The sequence below is a fragment of the Acinetobacter sp. WCHA39 genome (assembly GCF_002165385.1).
Lineage (GTDB): Bacteria > Pseudomonadota > Gammaproteobacteria > Pseudomonadales > Moraxellaceae > Acinetobacter.
In genome coordinates, this window is record NZ_NHRP01000033.1 from 16,835 (window position 1) to 32,363 (window position 15,529).

Annotated in this window: 14 protein-coding genes, 2 tRNA genes and 1 pseudogene; 11 read left to right on the top strand and 6 right to left on the bottom strand. The window is 39.1% G+C overall.

The window, feature by feature from the left end; all coding sequences use genetic code 11:
* Positions 1–93 precede the first annotated feature (93 nt).
* A complete protein-coding gene (locus tag CDG56_RS13750) occupies positions 94–2,721 on the top strand; it encodes a Lon protease family protein (protein ID WP_087548195.1) in 2,628 nt (875 codons plus the stop codon).
* Between the two features lie 40 nt (positions 2,722–2,761).
* Here CDG56_RS13750 and CDG56_RS13755 read toward each other — a convergent pair whose 3' ends face one another.
* The 3 genes from CDG56_RS13755 to surE all read right to left on the bottom strand — a co-directional run bounded on the left by CDG56_RS13755 (position 2,762) and on the right by surE (position 5,534).
* Positions 2,762–3,691 carry a LysR family transcriptional regulator gene (locus tag CDG56_RS13755; protein WP_087548196.1) on the bottom strand — a complete coding sequence of 310 codons (930 nt, stop codon included), beginning with the start codon at positions 3,689–3,691 and terminating at the stop codon, positions 2,762–2,764.
* A 131-nt stretch (positions 3,692–3,822) separates the two neighbouring features.
* Positions 3,823–4,653 (bottom strand): peptidoglycan DD-metalloendopeptidase family protein, encoded by an 831-nt coding sequence (locus CDG56_RS13760; protein WP_087548197.1) that lies wholly within the window; start codon positions 4,651–4,653, stop codon positions 3,823–3,825.
* 110 nt (positions 4,654–4,763) lie between these two features.
* The gene (gene surE / locus CDG56_RS13765; protein WP_087548198.1) at positions 4,764–5,534 is read right to left on the bottom strand and encodes a 5'/3'-nucleotidase SurE; all 771 of its coding nucleotides are present in this window, start codon (positions 5,532–5,534) and stop codon (positions 4,764–4,766) included.
* A 103-nt stretch (positions 5,535–5,637) separates the two neighbouring features.
* Here surE and CDG56_RS13770 point away from each other — a divergent pair, with 103 nt between their 5' ends.
* The 9 genes from CDG56_RS13770 to purB all read left to right on the top strand — a co-directional run bounded on the left by CDG56_RS13770 (position 5,638) and on the right by purB (position 13,126).
* On the top strand, positions 5,638–6,012 hold the full coding sequence (locus tag CDG56_RS13770) for an MCR_0457 family protein (protein WP_087537402.1): 375 nt from the start codon (positions 5,638–5,640) through the stop codon (positions 6,010–6,012).
* A 147-nt stretch (positions 6,013–6,159) separates the two neighbouring features.
* Positions 6,160–6,561 (top strand): MCR_0457 family protein, encoded by a 402-nt coding sequence (locus CDG56_RS13775; protein WP_087548199.1) that lies wholly within the window; start codon positions 6,160–6,162, stop codon positions 6,559–6,561.
* A gap of 113 nt (positions 6,562–6,674) precedes the next feature.
* The gene (dacC, locus tag CDG56_RS13780) at positions 6,675–7,823 is read left to right on the top strand and encodes a D-alanyl-D-alanine carboxypeptidase PBP5/6 (RefSeq protein ID WP_087548200.1); all 1,149 of its coding nucleotides are present in this window, start codon (positions 6,675–6,677) and stop codon (positions 7,821–7,823) included.
* Between the two features lie 91 nt (positions 7,824–7,914).
* Positions 7,915–8,451 (top strand): gamma carbonic anhydrase family protein, encoded by a 537-nt coding sequence (locus tag CDG56_RS13785; RefSeq protein WP_087548201.1) that lies wholly within the window; start codon positions 7,915–7,917, stop codon positions 8,449–8,451.
* Positions 8,452–8,496: 45 nt separating this feature from the next.
* The gene (locus tag CDG56_RS13790) at positions 8,497–9,174 is read left to right on the top strand and encodes a DUF2625 domain-containing protein (RefSeq protein ID WP_087548202.1); all 678 of its coding nucleotides are present in this window, start codon (positions 8,497–8,499) and stop codon (positions 9,172–9,174) included.
* Between the two features lie 83 nt (positions 9,175–9,257).
* On the top strand, positions 9,258–9,746 hold the full coding sequence (locus CDG56_RS13795; RefSeq protein ID WP_034602674.1) for an NUDIX hydrolase: 489 nt from the start codon (positions 9,258–9,260) through the stop codon (positions 9,744–9,746).
* 4 nt (positions 9,747–9,750) lie between these two features.
* Positions 9,751–10,884 carry a tRNA 2-thiouridine(34) synthase MnmA gene (gene mnmA / locus CDG56_RS13800; protein WP_087548203.1) on the top strand — a complete coding sequence of 378 codons (1,134 nt, stop codon included), beginning with the start codon at positions 9,751–9,753 and terminating at the stop codon, positions 10,882–10,884.
* Between the two features lie 18 nt (positions 10,885–10,902).
* Positions 10,903–11,634 (top strand): high frequency lysogenization protein HflD, encoded by a 732-nt coding sequence (hflD, locus tag CDG56_RS13805; RefSeq protein ID WP_087548204.1) that lies wholly within the window; start codon positions 10,903–10,905, stop codon positions 11,632–11,634.
* Positions 11,635–11,737: 103 nt separating this feature from the next.
* Positions 11,738–13,126, top strand: coding sequence for an adenylosuccinate lyase (gene purB, locus CDG56_RS13810; RefSeq protein ID WP_087548205.1), 1,389 nt, complete (start codon positions 11,738–11,740; stop codon positions 13,124–13,126).
* A gap of 76 nt (positions 13,127–13,202) precedes the next feature.
* Here the strand turns inward: purB and CDG56_RS13815 are convergent.
* Positions 13,203–14,425: pseudogene (locus CDG56_RS13815) on the bottom strand (IS256 family transposase).
* A gap of 160 nt (positions 14,426–14,585) precedes the next feature.
* Between CDG56_RS13815 and CDG56_RS17610 the strand changes: the two are divergent.
* Positions 14,586–14,768 carry a transposase gene (locus CDG56_RS17610; RefSeq protein WP_171295165.1) on the top strand — a complete coding sequence of 61 codons (183 nt, stop codon included), beginning with the start codon at positions 14,586–14,588 and terminating at the stop codon, positions 14,766–14,768.
* 398 nt (positions 14,769–15,166) lie between these two features.
* On the opposite strand, the gene CDG56_RS13820 is transcribed toward CDG56_RS17610, so the two are convergent.
* Both CDG56_RS13820 and CDG56_RS13825 read right to left on the bottom strand, forming a co-directional pair.
* Positions 15,167–15,240, bottom strand: a tRNA-Trp gene (locus CDG56_RS13820).
* Positions 15,241–15,308: 68 nt separating this feature from the next.
* A tRNA-Leu gene (locus CDG56_RS13825) sits at positions 15,309–15,393 on the bottom strand.
* Between the last annotated feature and the right edge of the window lie 136 nt (positions 15,394–15,529).

Below are 15,529 nucleotides of genomic sequence, written 5' to 3' on the forward strand. Positions count from 1 at the left end.
TTGTCGATAAAAAACACAAGTTCGCTTGATCTTTAGACCTAAAACTGTATACCTTTAATTACTTAACTTTCGTTTCTTTGTTGGATAGCAATAGTGACCCAAAAACTTGATCAAATGACTGCAACAACTTTATCTTCAACACCAACAAACACGACTACAGCGAAAATCAATTCTTTACCAAGTGCCTTTGAGCAGACGGATATTCAAACGACACTTAAGAAAACAGCACTTAGCCCTGAACAACTCACGCATATTCTAAATTTAGCTGAGATTCCGAGTTCAACTAAACGTATCAAACCCCTCAATAACTTTCTTGGGCAAGATCGCGCCCGTGCTTCAGTTGAAGCTGGTATTTCCTTACCATACTCTGGCTATAATATTTTTGCAGTTGGCACAGCGGGTCTTGGCAAACGCACCATGATTAAACGGTTGCTTCAGCAACACGCTAAAACCATGCCTACACCAAACGATTGGGTTTATGTCAATAACTTCAAAAATCCAAGACAACCTATTGCACTACGCTTTCCTGCAGGACAAGGTACAAAATTTCAAAATGCTTTACAGCAAACATGGCAAATCATACTAAAACAATTGGAACGTCGTTTTAGTGCTGAAAGCTATCACAATCGTATTGAACGCATTCGTCAAGATACAGGTGATGTCCAGCAGCAAGCTTTAATAGAACTCACAAAAGAAGGACAAGAACTCGATTTAAAGTTGATTTCTCGTGATGACAAACACGTCTTTATTCCAATGCAGCTCATAGAAAATGAATATCAAGAATTAACAAAAAATGATCTTGATGCGTTAAGCAGCAAAGAACGTGCTGAAATCACATCCAACATGCGTTATATGGAGAAAAAACTAGAGCGTTTAGGGTTACATCTTGGTGATTTAGAAGACGATGCTCGTGATCAAGTATCAATCTTAAACCGTGAAATTGCCACTCAAGTGGTTACACCACGTATGGAGTCAATTTTAAATAAAAACAAAGAAGTCAAAGGTCTCGACTTATATCTAAAACATTATGCTGAAGATATTATTGATAATGTTGAGCTGATTTTAGAACAAGAAGAAGATGATTTTACGCCTGCTTTATTTAATCGTGTTCCATCACGTTATCAAGCTAATGTAATTATTGCCAATAAGCCAAATAGCGGTGCTCCAGTTATTTTCGAAGATTTTCCAACGCACTACAATTTATTAGGTCATGTTGAGCAACTTACACATAATGGTACGATTACCACCGACTTTACCTTAATTCGCCCAGGGTCTTTGCATCAAGCCAACGGTGGCTTTTTAATGCTTGAAGCAGAGCAATTGCTTGAACAGCCTTATGCATGGCAAGGTTTAAAACGTGCATTGAAATCAGGCCAACTCAAACTTTCTTCGTTAGAACATATGCTAACATTAACGGGCAGCATTTCGATTGAACCCGCTTCTGTTCCTTTAGATATCAAAGTTGTTTTACTGGCAGAACCTGAAATTTACTATGAAATTTTAGAAGTTGAACCAGAATTAGGCAGTGTCTTTAAAATTCGAGCAGATTTTACGGATACCTTGCAGCGTAATAACAGCAATGAACAGGCCTACATGCAATTGATTGCAGACTATGTTCAAGCCGATAAACTGCTTCCATTTGATCGTTCAGCGCTCGCTGCTTTACTCACCGACTCTAGTCGACAAGCAGAAGATCAAAGCTCTCTCTCACTACATGCCTCTACACTCGGTGATTTAATTCGTGAAGCACATCATCATGCCTTTAAAGCCGATGATAAAATCGTCACTGATCAGCATGTCAACCAAGCATTACATCATCGTCAATACCGCTTAGGCTATTTAAGAGAGTTATATTGGCAAGATCTTTCGCGTGGGACACAATTGATTGAAACTTCAGGGCATCGTCTCGGTCAGATCAATGCCTTGTCTGTAATTCACTATGCAGATGTTGAGTTCGGTTTACCCTCTCGTCTCACCGCATCCGTTTATCAAGGCGGCGGTGATATTTTAGATATTGAACGCAGTGTCGAGTTAGGCGGCTCGCTTCATGCCAAAGGCGTGTTGCTCATGTCAAGCTTCTTAAAAGCACACTTTGGTCGTGAACAAATCTTACATTTCTCCGCAGCATTGGCGTTTGAGCAAAGCTATGGACAAGTGGATGGCGATAGTGCCACTGTTGCAGAACTTTCAGCTTTAATTTCTGCCATTTCTCAAATTCCAATTGACCAATCATGGGCGATTACGGGTTCTATGAACCAACTCGGTCAAGTACAACCAATTGGTGGAGTGAATGCAAAAATCGAAGGTTTCTACGATGCATGTAAACTTCAAGGCTTAACAGGCAAACAAGGCGTCATTATTCCCCGTCAAAACATGCAACATTTGATGCTACGTCAAGATGTAATTGAAGCGGTTCAAGCAGGTCAGTTCCATGTCCATGCGATTGAAACAATTGATCAAGCCTTAGAAATTCTAATGGCTCGCCCAGTAGGTACATTAGATAAGAAAGGTCGATATAGTAAAAATTCAATCTATGCAGCCGTTATGGAACAACTTGAGTATTGGCAAGCCATTGAGGACGGCGAAGCTGTTGAAGATGATGAACCTAAAAAAAAGAAAAAGCGAAAAAAGACCAAAAAAGATGAAACTGAGACAAAATCTTCAGAAGAATCTACTGTTGAAGCTAAAAGCTTAAAACCACTTCGTAAGAAGAATAGATAAAATGAAAAGGCCATGTTTTTAAACAAACATGGCCTTTTTCTTAGGCTACACCCAGTAGAGATCGTCCACCAGGTAATTGAGCGAAATATTGTTTTAATGCATCAATACAACGATGCACTTTCATTGGGTATTGTTCACGCTTGGAAATTAAAGCATGAAGCGTATAAGCAGGAAGTTGCCAATCAGGTAGAACTTCAACCAAAGAACCATTAATCAGTTCTTTTTGAATGTCCATATAGAGAATACGTGCAATACCATGCCCCTGCTGGCACAAGGATTTAGCAACAAAAACATTGTTTGTGCCTAAGCGTGTTTTCATATCAACATTGACAATTTCACCACTCAAACCATGACGGAAGGCAAAATGTTGATAATTGTGCATCAAAGTAACAGGTAATAATTCGTGATTTCGTAAATCTTCTGGGCGAGTAATAGTTGATGCTTGATTGAGATAACTTGGCGATGCAACAAGAACCTGATCAACTCTCGCTAAAGGTACTGCGGTGAGCTGATGATCATCAACACGCAGGCTCATCCGTATTGCGATATCAATCCGCTCTTCAATCAAATCAATATAACGGTGGTCTGCTTCAAAATGAATCGCTAGACCTTTATGTGCTGACATCCAATGAGATAGTGCTGGAATGACATGCAAGGCACCTAATTCAGGTGTCGTCGCAATACGTAAATCTCCAACAAGATCGTCGCGCAGTTCATTGATACGAATTTTGCCACGTTCAGCGGCAGCCAACATTTCTTGGCAACTGAGAAAAAATGCTTGTCCTGCTTCTGTAAGACTGAGTTTTCGAGTAGAACGATGAAGTAAAGTGACATCCATTTCATGTTCTAAAGAACGAATTTGTTGACTGACTGCACTTGTTGTAATTCCTAATTCTCGTGCTGCACCACTAAAAGAACTTTTTTCAACAACGCAAGCAAAGACCCCCATTGCACGCAATTGATCTAGCATAGACTTCTCTCTTAATTTATTAAAATATGCTTATTGTTCTAATTAAAGCAATCTCAATAAGTATACAAGGAAGTCTACCCTTAAACTAGCGATTATTAATAATTTATTAAAAGATTATTAATTCGGCTATTTTAGTTTGGTAAAACTGTCATTGGATTTACAGGCTTGCCATCTAAACGAACTTGGAACTCAAGCATGATACGTGAAGCACCTGAAGAACCCATTTCTGCAATTTTTTGACCAGCAGTCACATTATCCCCACTCTTGACTAACATCTTACTGTTATGCGCGTACGCCGTAATATAACCATCAATATGCTTAATCAAGACTAGATTGCCATATTCTTTTAAACCATCAGCAGCATAGACCACTTGCCCATTTGCAGCAGCAAAAATTGGATCACCTTCATTACCACCGTAACGTGTTCCTTTGACGTTATTTGCCAAATTGAAACTTTGAATGATCGCTCCATTTGATGGTTTTACCCAACGTAAACTCGAAGCAAGCGTCGTTGAAGATGGTGTAACAGGATTTGCTGGAACAACAGCTTTGGGTATAACAGGCTGTGTCTTAGGAACAACAGGTTGTTGTGTTGGTAAGTTAATCGTTTGACGTTGAATCGGCGCGGTTTGTACCACTGCTTTTGTAGATGTAGTTCGTTCTGCAACAGAACCTTTTAAACGTAATGATTGGTTGACATAAATACGATAAGGCGGCGCAATATCATTCAGCGCAGCAACATCTAAATAATTCAATCCATAACGATTTGCAATTGCACTCAGCGTATCGCCTGAACGTACTGTGTAATAATTGGGTGCTTGCTGTACATAACGATTACCACCTTTTGCTTGTGGTTTTGATGCACAACCTGTAACGACGACAATGCTTGTTACTGCCATAGACAACACGATTGTTTTAATCATTTTTCGTGATAGAAAAATCGAGACATGGTTTAAATGCATCTTCGCCCTCATCGAAAAAACCTTAATTTATTTGCGCCTAAGAGTACCAAAAAAGTGAGAAAAAACGAGTTCTCACTTCCTATATTCACAAAGTTATAACATAGCCACTGCTAACCATTTACATGAAGATGTAAATTATCGAGTACAGCATAATTAGTTGCATCCATTTGAATCGGCGTGATACTGACATAACCATTCGCGACAGCAAAGAAATCAGACTGAATATGACTTGAAGCGGATTGAGGTTCTGTAACCGCCTCACCGGCTAAACCAATCCAATAGACTTGGCGACCACGTGGATCGACATGGCTACTAATTGGTTTGGATTGTGCTCTACGACCTTGATAGGTGATTTGTGTCCCTTTAATTTGCTCAACATCTGGGATATTAATATTAAAAATATGACGGGGCGGCAAAATTGGTAGTCCATTCGCAATAAAATCATGAACCCATTGTGCAGCTTTCGCATAATGCTTAGGATGTTCATAGGAACGTACATTTGAACCCGCTAATGAAACTGCGATTGCAGGATGTTTCATTAGGCGACCTTCAAATGCAGCACCAACCGTACCTGAATATAGAACATCATCGCCGAGGTTTGCGCCACTATTAATACCACTGACAACAAGATCAAATTCAAAATCGAATAGACCATTCATTGATAAATAAACACAATCTGCGGGCGTTCCATTCACAGCCCAAACATCCTCTGCAATTGGGATCGGTCGTAAAGGACGATCTAAAGTTAAAGCACTTGAGTAACCGCTACGCTCACTTTCAGGTGCAACCACGACGACGCGTCCTAAAGGCTTTAACGCTTGTGCTAGAGCCTGTAAGCCTGGTGCAAAAACACCATCATCATTTGCTATTAAAATATTCACTTTGATCTTGTCTCTTCAAATGTTACTACGTAGTTTTTTCAATTGAATTATTCACTGAATTATATATATTTGTAACTTCATAGTATTAGAAATTTATGCCGCCATGAGACATTTATCTACTTTTATCCGTGTTTTAGGGGTAAGTTTTTCACTTCTAACAGCACCCGTAATTTTTGCAAACACAACGGTTTCAGCTAAAGAAGCAGACGCACTCATCAAAGATGATATTGCCAATGCGCAAGTCCTCATTGAAATGTGCCCAAGCATAATTGGAAAAAATGCTAAATTTGACGAAAACATCAAAAAGATGGTGGGTTCTTATTTAAGCACCTATTCTGATAAGTCAGCTTCCCTTGAGAGTCTACAAAAAGATGGAGAATTCCAATCCTTATTGAAAGATGCTCGTGAAGCAGCGAAAGAAGTTGAAAAAGCTGAACAAAAGTCAGTATGTGAAGATGTATTAAATTTTGAAGGCTAATATGCCATTAAAATTTGGAAGCGTTTTCAAATTTAAGATTTGAAAACGCTTCCGTTTAATTTCCTACAGCAAACATACAATCTACTGATATTTTTATGCTATAAGCTATTCAAATTCTTTAAGTCTTGTTTCTGAGTTTGAGTTCTTATGAAGAAAAATGTTTTCAAAACACTAGGTTTATCATTTCTCATTACCTCTAGTCTTCTCACAACAACTGTATTTGCCGCAGAAAAAAAATCTGAACCTGAAAAAATTGAAGTTACACCAACATCTGAAGGCGTGACTCCTCAAGAACTTGCTGCAATTTATGTATTGTCAGAAATCTGCCCAGATTTAATTGGCAAAGATCTAAAATTTAATAAAGCATATGACAACCTCGTCAAATCATACTTATCAAATGAACCAAATGCTGTAGACATCCTCAATAAACGTGCTAAAACCAAAGAGTTCCAAGCTCCTCTTGCTGAAGCGCGTAAAGATGCGAAGGCTGCATCTGAAGATGATAATCGTCAAATTTGCGATGATGTTCGGAATTATTATTCTAAGTAACTGATTAGTTACAATACTGCATGAAAAAGCCGACTTCTACCGTAGAAGTCGGCTTTGCTTTGTCCTAAAATGCTAGGCTCATCTGCTTCACACAAGATATTGGAACACCTAGAATGACTCAAAAAAGCGCTCTTGCTGCATTATTACTTTTGCCAAGCCTTTCATATGCAGCGACTGTCCTACCGTCTCCACCAGAATTAAATAATAAATCCTATGTATTGATGGATTACGAGACAGGACAAATCCTTGCTGCAAAAAACGAAAATGAAAAACTCGCACCCGCTTCTATGACCAAAATGATGACAAGCTACATCATAGAACAAAAACTTTTAAAGGGTGAATTAACAGACAACGAACAAGTCCGTATGAATGAATCAGCATGGTGTCGTGGTACCAGTGCTGAATCATGTATGTATGTACCATTAAATGGTACAGCAACTGTTCTAGAAATGTTACGTGGCATTATTATTCAATCAGGCAATGATGCATCTAAAGCAATGGCCGAACACATTGCGGGCAACGAAGGTACATTTGCCCATATGATGAACCAAGAAGCCAAACGTATCGGTATGATCAATACTCATTTCATCAATGCGACAGGTATGCCTGCTGAAGGTCATTACTCAACTGCTAAAGATATGGCTGTACTAGCACAACATATTATTAAAGATAGCTCTAAATACTACCCAATCTATTCGGAAAAAGAATTTACATTTAATGGTATTAAACAAGGCAACCGTAATGCCCTGCTTTATACAGATCCAAGTGTTGATGGTTTAAAAACAGGGCACACTGATGAAGCGGGTTATTGCCTAACCACTTCGAGTAAACGTGGACCAATGCGTTTGATCTCAGTCATCTTTGGCACACCGAGCATGAATGAACGTGCTAGTCAAACTCGGACTCTATTAGCATGGGGCTTTGCAAACTTCGAAACAGCAAATGTACAACCTGCTAACCAAGTGCTTGCTAAAGCAAAAGTATGGTTTGGTAAAGAAGATAATGTTCAAATTGGTCTTGCTGAAAACTTCAACGTAACCATGCCTAAAGGTCAAGCGGACAAAATCAAAACTCAACTTGTAGTTCAACCTAAATTGAATGCGCCTTTAGCCAAAGGTCAAGTTGTGGGTAAATTAGTTGCAAGCCTTGATGGTAAAGTGATTGCAGAGAAACCCCTCGTTGCATTAAAACCAGTTGAAGAAGCAAGCTTCTTTGCTCGTCTAATTGACCATATCAAGATGTTCTTTAGTAACTTATTCTAATTTTAGAATTGCTGATATTAAGCATTCATGCTCTTGGGCATGAATGCTTTTTTATTTTATAATTCATCTATATTTTATATTGATCATACTCATGGCTAAGAATATTCGTCCCTATCTCGATCAAAAACCTGATGTTGATTCAAGCTGTTATGTGGATGACATGTCTGTCATCATCGGTGATGTCAAATTAGCAGAGAATGTTTCTGTTTGGCCCTTTGCCGTGATTCGTGGTGATGTAAATTCGATTCAAATTGGAAAAAATAGTAATGTGCAAGATCACTGTATGTTGCATGTCAGTCATAAAAATCAGTCTAAACCAAATGGTTCTCCGCTGGTCATTGGAGAGGATGTGACGGTTGGACATCATGTGACTTTACATGGTTGTACCATTGGTAATCGTGTCCTGATCGGGATTAATACCGTTGTTTTAGATGACGTGATTATTGAAGATGATGTAATGATTGGAGCAGGTAGCCTTGTGCCACCACGTAAAGTGTTAAAAAGCGGTTATCTCTATGTCGGTAGTCCAGTACAACAAGTTCGTGCACTAACTGAAAAAGAAATGGAATTCCTTCCTTATTCAGCACGCCATTATGTGAAAGTGAAGGATAATTATAAGAATAATTAAATTTATATCCATTTAATCAATTCACACTAACGAACTCAAAGAACAATGAAACAACTAAATGAACTAATAGATACTAAGGAATCAGGTTGGATTCTCATTAAAAGCTGGTTGGAAACGGCTAAGAATCAATTTGAAATGCTACCTAATAATATAAACAGAGCAGAAAGTGAATTACTTTCAATCCAAGTGACGACTCGCTCCTCAATGGGAGCTATGATTTATGAAACTGGTGGTTTACTCATTGATCATGGATGGTTGAGAGTTTTAGGTTCTGGCAGCAAAAGGTTAGATCGTGGAATTCATGAATGGAATATTGGAAAAACAATCACCCAACAACATAAGCAACCTGATTATTTACTTATAGCCGACGATATTCTGGGTGGTTATTTTTCGATAAATTGTGGTGGTTTGGGAGAAAACTTAGGTGATATTTATTATCTTGCTCCCGACTATTTAAGATGGGAGAATTTAGAGATTGGTTATTCAGATTTCTTAAATTGGTGTTTAAATGGCGATCTCGATCAATTTTATGGCTCTTTAAGGTGGCATAATTGGAAAACTGATATTCAAGAACTTACTGGGAATCAGGTCTTTTCATTTTATCCTTTTCTATGGACACTAGAAGGAAAGAATATAGATGAATTAAGCAAAAAGGCTATTTCAATTGAAGAAAATTTCTGGTTGCTGGATACAATTATTAATGAAATGAAAAATTTAGATTAATTCAATAATTCCCCATCAGCACTACCATAGCCAAAAACTCTCAAATTTTGTAGAATACGTTTTTTAAAATCATGGTGCTTTCTATGACCGCTTGGACACCCCATGTCACAGTCGCTACTGTAGTCGAAAAAGACGGACGTTTTCTGTTTGTTGAAGAACACAGCGAAGGCTTTGTACATACCGTGTTTAATCAACCTGCGGGACATGTAGAATGCGATGAGACCATTATTCAAGCAGCGATTCGTGAGACCTTAGAAGAAACAGGTCATCATGTTGAAATTGATCATCTGCTCGGTATTTATACCTATACTCCCCCGATGTTTCCAGATCGTACCTATTACCGTTTTTGCTTTTTAGCACATGTCACCTCAGTTGAAGAAAATGCGCAACTGGATACAGGTATTGTTGGTACAGTATGGATGAACTTAGATGAGCTACAAGAATCAGCACGTGCTAGAAGCCCATTGGTTGTAAAAGTAATTGAAGATGCCCTTGCTGGCAAAAAATATCCCTTATCGCTCATTTATGAGCACCCTTTCTCTCCCTCATTAACTTCTCATTTGGATGCTTAATTAGATGCAACAACGTGTCATCGTCGGTATGTCTGGTGGTGTAGACTCCTCTGTTTCTGCCGCATTATTACTTCAACAAGGATATCAAGTTGAAGGTCTTTTCATGAAAAACTGGGAGGAAGATGATGGTACGGAATACTGCACAGCACTTGAAGACTTAGCTGATGCGCAAGCCGTTGCAGATAAAATTGGTATCAAGCTGCACACTGCGAACTTTGCCATGGAATATTGGGATCGTGTGTTTGAACACTTCTTGGCTGAATATGCTGCAGGTCGCACACCAAACCCAGATATCTTGTGTAATAAAGAAATTAAATTCCGTGCCTTCCTCGATCATGCGATGACTTTGGGTGCAGACTTTATTGCAACAGGTCACTATGCCCGTCGTGGTGCAAGCATGCAGAATTCACGTGGCGAAACCTATGCCCCATTACTGCGTGGTGTCGATAATAATAAAGACCAGACTTATTTCTTACATGCGGTACATGGTCGTGAAATTAACAAGACCTTATTCCCTGTGGGCGAAATTGAGAAACCCGAAGTTCGTCGCATTGCAGAAGAGTTAGATCTGGCAACTGCCAAGAAAAAAGATTCGACGGGTATCTGCTTTATTGGTGAACGTCGTTTCACCGATTTCTTAAAACAATATTTACCTGCACAAGCTGGAAAAATTGTTTTAGAGTCAGGTAAAGAAGTTGGTGAACATCATGGCTTGATGTACTATACGCTCGGTCAACGCGGTGGTATTGGTATCGGTGGTATGAAAGGTGTACAAGAAGGTGCATGGTTCGTATTACATAAAGATATTGCCAATAATCGCTTGGTGATCGGTCAAGGACATGAGCACCCACTCATGCAAAGCACACAGCTTTGGAGTGAGTCGGTTGATTGGGTCGCAGGTGAACAGGACATCCCAAGTACAGGATTCCGATGCACGGCAAAAACCCGTTATCGCCAGCCTGATCAAGCGTGTACAATTTATCGTGATGAGCAAACCGAAAATGGTATTCGAGTTGAGTTTGATGAACCACAAAGAGCTGTAACTCCTGGACAAAGCGTGGTGTTCTACTCTGGAGAAGTGTGCTTAGGTGGTGGTGTGATTCACCATACCAATGCACCTGAACCAGATTTTATTTAAGGAAATTGGAAGCGAAGCATGGTGGAGTTACCCTTTCAGCACGCCCAAGCGTTGAATGTTCGACAAAATCGTGCTTTGGCATTGGCTGCTGTGTTTCAAGCAACTCAGCTCACGCATATGACTGCAATGGCGGGTCAGCAAAGTATTGGCGATAGCGGTAATTTTTATTTTGAACTACTGATTAAAGCCAGTCTTAATATTCGCCCAGCCACCAATAATGCCACTCAAACTTTAGATTTTTTTAATCAACTTGCAGATATCTCTCTTGGTTTAAAAACATTAGAAGGTTGTATAACCCAACCTTTTAATACTGCGCCTAAATCTCGTATTCCGAAAATGTCGACTGCTAAACTCCCAATGTCTTATGCAATGGCGTTATTGCAATTAGAAAAGAAAGTTTATAGCAATCCTGAATACGTCAAAATTATCGAAACGGCTCAACAAAAAATCCTAAAACAGTTGTCTTTTTTCGATAATAACTATTTGCACCCAAGTATTATTGCCAATTTAGCTCAGACCTATGTTGAAACTGCTGGGCAAATTAATCCACGTATCCTTGTGCGTGGTAATGCTGAAGCTTTTAAAGATATGAATCATACAAATCGAATCCGTGCTTGCCTCTTTACAGGTCTACAACTTGCGCATTTATGGCGACAACTGGGCGGTAGCTCATGGAGTATGATCTTTAGTAAACGTAAGCTTTTACAAGATATTCAAGCTCTTGCTCGTTTGCAGTATCAGGTCGCTTAAACCGATGCTAGAGCAAATTTTTTATACCGTTTTACAACCTCTATAAATCTCTCTTGAGGAATAAATAAAGTTCTGCAAGAGAGACAAACTTTAAGGAATCTGTATGAATGCTTTAACCGCACTCTCACCACTTGATGGACGTTATGCGAGCAAATGCGATGCTCTACGCCCTTTTTTGTCTGAGTTTGGTTTAATCCACGCTCGTGTCACTGTTGAAGTGCGTTGGTTACAAGCACTTGCAAATCGTGCAGAAATCATCGAAGTACCTGCATTTTCTGCTGAAACGAATGCTGCTTTAGATGCGATTGTGACGAATTTTTCTGAAGAAGATGCAAACCGCATTAAAGAAATTGAACGTACAACTAACCATGATGTAAAAGCAGTTGAATATTTCCTTAAAGAAAAAATTGCCAATATTGATGAATTAAAAAATGCGGGCGAATTCATTCACTTTGCATGCACATCTGAAGACATCAACAACTTATCTCATGCATTAATGCTTAAAAATGGTCGTGAAGTTTTAGTTTCAAGCATGGAACAAATCCTCAATGCGATTTCTGCTTTGGCAATCACACATGCTGAACAACCAATGTTGTCTCGTACACATGGTCAAACTGCAAGCCCGACTACATTGGGTAAAGAGATGGCAAACGTTGCTTATCGTTTAGCGCGCCAAATCAAGCAATTTGAAAATGTCGAATTACTTGGCAAAATCAATGGTGCTGTCGGTAACTACAATGCTCACCTATCTGCTTACCCAGAAATTGACTGGGCTGCACATGCTCAAGCATTTGTAGAATCTTTAGGTTTAGCATTTAACCCATACACCACACAAATTGAGCCACATGACTATATGGCTGAATTGTTTGATGCATTACGTCGTTACAACACGATCTTGATCGATTTTAACCGTGATGTTTGGGGCTATATCTCACTGGGTTACTTCAAGCAAAAATTAAAAGACGGTGAAGTTGGTTCATCAACCATGCCTCATAAAGTAAACCCAATTGACTTCGAAAATTCTGAAGGTAACTTAGGTATCGCAAATGCGGTATTGGGTCATCTTGGTGAAAAACTTCCTGTTTCTCGCTGGCAGCGTGACTTAACTGACTCAACTGTTCTTCGTAACATGGGGGTTGGTTTTGCACAAAGCTTGATTGCTTTTGATGCTTGCTTAAAAGGTATTGGTAAACTTGAGTTGAACGCGAACCGCTTAAATGAAGATTTAGACCAAGCACAAGAAGTTCTTGCAGAGCCAATCCAAACCGTGATGCGTCGTTATAACGTTGAAAAGCCATACGAAAAATTAAAAGCATTGACTCGTGGTCAAGCAATGACGCGTGAGATGATGGTGAACTTCGTAAATGGTGATGAATTATTACAAGTTCCTGCTGACGAACGTGCACGTTTGGCTGAATTAACACCTGCAACATATACAGGTAATGCAGCTGAACAAGCGAAACAAATTAATGATCTAATTGGCAAAATCTAAGTTTTGTTGATAAAGAAGCAAAGCCTCGGCTTTGCTTCTTTTATGAGCCTGTAAATAATTCTGTGTAAATGCAGATTTAAAAATATATCGTTACGCGCTCTACAAACATTATGCTAAAACGATTCATAGCAGCTTTCCAATTTTGGGTAGGCATTACCCATTTTTTGCTTGGTGCCATAATCGCTAAATATACCACTTTTCTCACTGAATCATCCGTTGGGAAGATTTTTCTTTTCTTCGTCACATGACGGATAACACTGTTCAGTGACTCAATTGCATTTATCGTATAAATTGCTTTACGAACATCCATTGGGTAAGCAAAAAACGTGTTTAAATTCGACCAGTTGGATAACCATGACTTGCTGATTTGAGGGTATTTGTCATCCCACTTTTGCCCAAATTCATCTAAAGCCTGTAACGCTGCATCTTCCATAACAGATTGATAAATCCTCTTTAAATCGGCAGTTACAGCCTTATAGTCTTTCCAACTCACATATTTGAGATTATTGCGTACCATGTGGATGATACACAACTGGATATGGGTATCAGGATAGACCGTATTAATCGCATCAGGAAAGCCTTTTAAGCCATCTACACAGGCAATCAGAATATCCTTTAAACCACGATTTTTAAGTTCGGTCAGGACAGATAACCAAAATTTAGCACCTTCGTTTTCTGACATCCACATGCCTAATAGGTCTTTCTGTCCATCAGTATTGACGCCTAATGCGAGGTATACAGCCTTGTTTATAACTAAACTGTCCTGACGTAGCTTAACGACGATACAATCCATATAATGAGCAGCACTGCTGCGCAAGGGATATAGAGTATCTAAAGGGCGGTTTTGCCATTCGATTACTTGCTCTTTGACCGCATCTGTAACTCTGGAAATGAGCATTGGTGATACATCTGCATCGTACATTTCTTTGAATGTGGCAACGATATCTCGTGTGGTCATTCCTTTGGCATATAGCGATAAAATTTGACTGTCCATTTGCGTGATACGAGTCTGGTTTTTCTTAATCAACTGTGGCTCAAATGTACCATCACGATCTCTAGGTGTATCGAGATCAAACTCACCATCATCAGTTAATAAGCCCTTCGTGGTATAGCCATTACGTGCATTTTTGTTGGTGCGAGAGCTATTTTTTTCATACCCTAAATGTTCAGTAAGCTCGGCATTAAGAACAGTCTCAACAGTGAGTTTTTTAACGCTCGACTAAAATCATTGAGGTCAGCTTCAGTTTTTAGATTTTTGGCAAGCTCTTTTGCTAATGCCAACATTGCTTCATCTTTCATAATAAACACCTTAGTTAACCCCAACAGCATCAGGGCTTAGTTTAAGCGTTTACACAGTTTTATTTACAGACTCTATAGCGTCCATTTACACGGTTTTCCCAAAGGTCATTCATTACAGGTTTACTGTTTACCGTTCTCTACCGAACGTACAGATTATATTGTGACGAATGCAACAACGACTCGTACTCTTGATGAGATCAAAACAATCTGTGCAGTTGGCTGGCGTATTGAGCAGGTGCATCGGGAGTTAAAACAAACGACAGGTATAGAACGTTGCCAGTGTCGCAAGGGTCAAAGTCAACGAAATCATATAGCCTGTGTATATTGGTGTGGCATCGTTTGATCGCCTTAGCGAGAAAATGGAAAACGACGATTTATCAGTTAAAGCAAGGCTTACTCAGTTCTTATATGCGAGAACAACTCAGAAAGCCTGAGATTGTGATGCTATTTTCTGGGCTATAGTGCATTAATTTTTTACTTTTATGCGTAAATCCTAAGCTGCTGCTACAGGGCAAAATTTACCACTCTTGGCAACTGTATTAGCAACACCATAATCGATCAATATATAAAACCACCAACTTAAGACTAGGAAACCTATGTGTTCCCTAGTCTTTTTTATATAAGCTAAAACAGGCTATATATGCTTTATATGCTTTGAGCAAATATTTCTATATTTTCACTCAAGCATTAAATTGAGAAAATAAAAAAGCCCTTGTAAATACAAGGGCTTTTTTATTTATTTGGCAGAGGATCAAGGACTCGAACCTTGACGAACGGTTTTGGAGACCGTCATGCTACCATTACACCAATCCTCTATAACTACATGATCAATTCATTTCTGATTTAATCATAAAAAAAGTAAGAAACTCTTACTTTTTAAATTTGGTGGGGGCGAAGAGACTCGAACTCTTACACCTTGCGGCGCTGGAACCTAAATCCAGTGCGTCTACCAATTTCGCCACGCCCCCGATGGATGTGTATATTAGTGATAAACTTTCTTGCTGACAAGCCTTTTTTATAAAAAAACTCTCTGTACACGACAAAAAAAGATAACTCATTGAAATAATGGCATAATACTTGTTTTCTGACGACGAATATGATGAC

Excerpts from the sequence above, each read along its gene's own strand:
- CDG56_RS13755 (WP_087548196.1), bottom strand. The coding sequence starts at position 3,691 with ATGCTAGATCAATTGCGTGCAATGGGGGTCTTTGCTTGCGTTGTTGAA.
- CDG56_RS13760 (WP_087548197.1), bottom strand. The coding sequence starts at position 4,653 with ATGCATTTAAACCATGTCTCGATTTTTCTATCACGAAAAATGATTAAA.
- CDG56_RS13770 (WP_087537402.1), top strand. The coding sequence starts at position 5,638 with ATGAGACATTTATCTACTTTTATCCGTGTTTTAGGGGTAAGTTTTTCA.
- CDG56_RS13775 (WP_087548199.1), top strand. The coding sequence starts at position 6,160 with ATGAAGAAAAATGTTTTCAAAACACTAGGTTTATCATTTCTCATTACC.
- dacC (WP_087548200.1), top strand. The coding sequence starts at position 6,675 with ATGACTCAAAAAAGCGCTCTTGCTGCATTATTACTTTTGCCAAGCCTT.
- CDG56_RS13785 (WP_087548201.1), top strand. The coding sequence starts at position 7,915 with ATGGCTAAGAATATTCGTCCCTATCTCGATCAAAAACCTGATGTTGAT.
- CDG56_RS13790 (WP_087548202.1), top strand. The coding sequence starts at position 8,497 with ATGAAACAACTAAATGAACTAATAGATACTAAGGAATCAGGTTGGATT.
- CDG56_RS13795 (WP_034602674.1), top strand. The coding sequence starts at position 9,258 with ATGACCGCTTGGACACCCCATGTCACAGTCGCTACTGTAGTCGAAAAA.
- mnmA (WP_087548203.1), top strand. The coding sequence starts at position 9,751 with ATGCAACAACGTGTCATCGTCGGTATGTCTGGTGGTGTAGACTCCTCT.
- hflD (WP_087548204.1), top strand. The coding sequence starts at position 10,903 with ATGGTGGAGTTACCCTTTCAGCACGCCCAAGCGTTGAATGTTCGACAA.
- purB (WP_087548205.1), top strand. The coding sequence starts at position 11,738 with ATGAATGCTTTAACCGCACTCTCACCACTTGATGGACGTTATGCGAGC.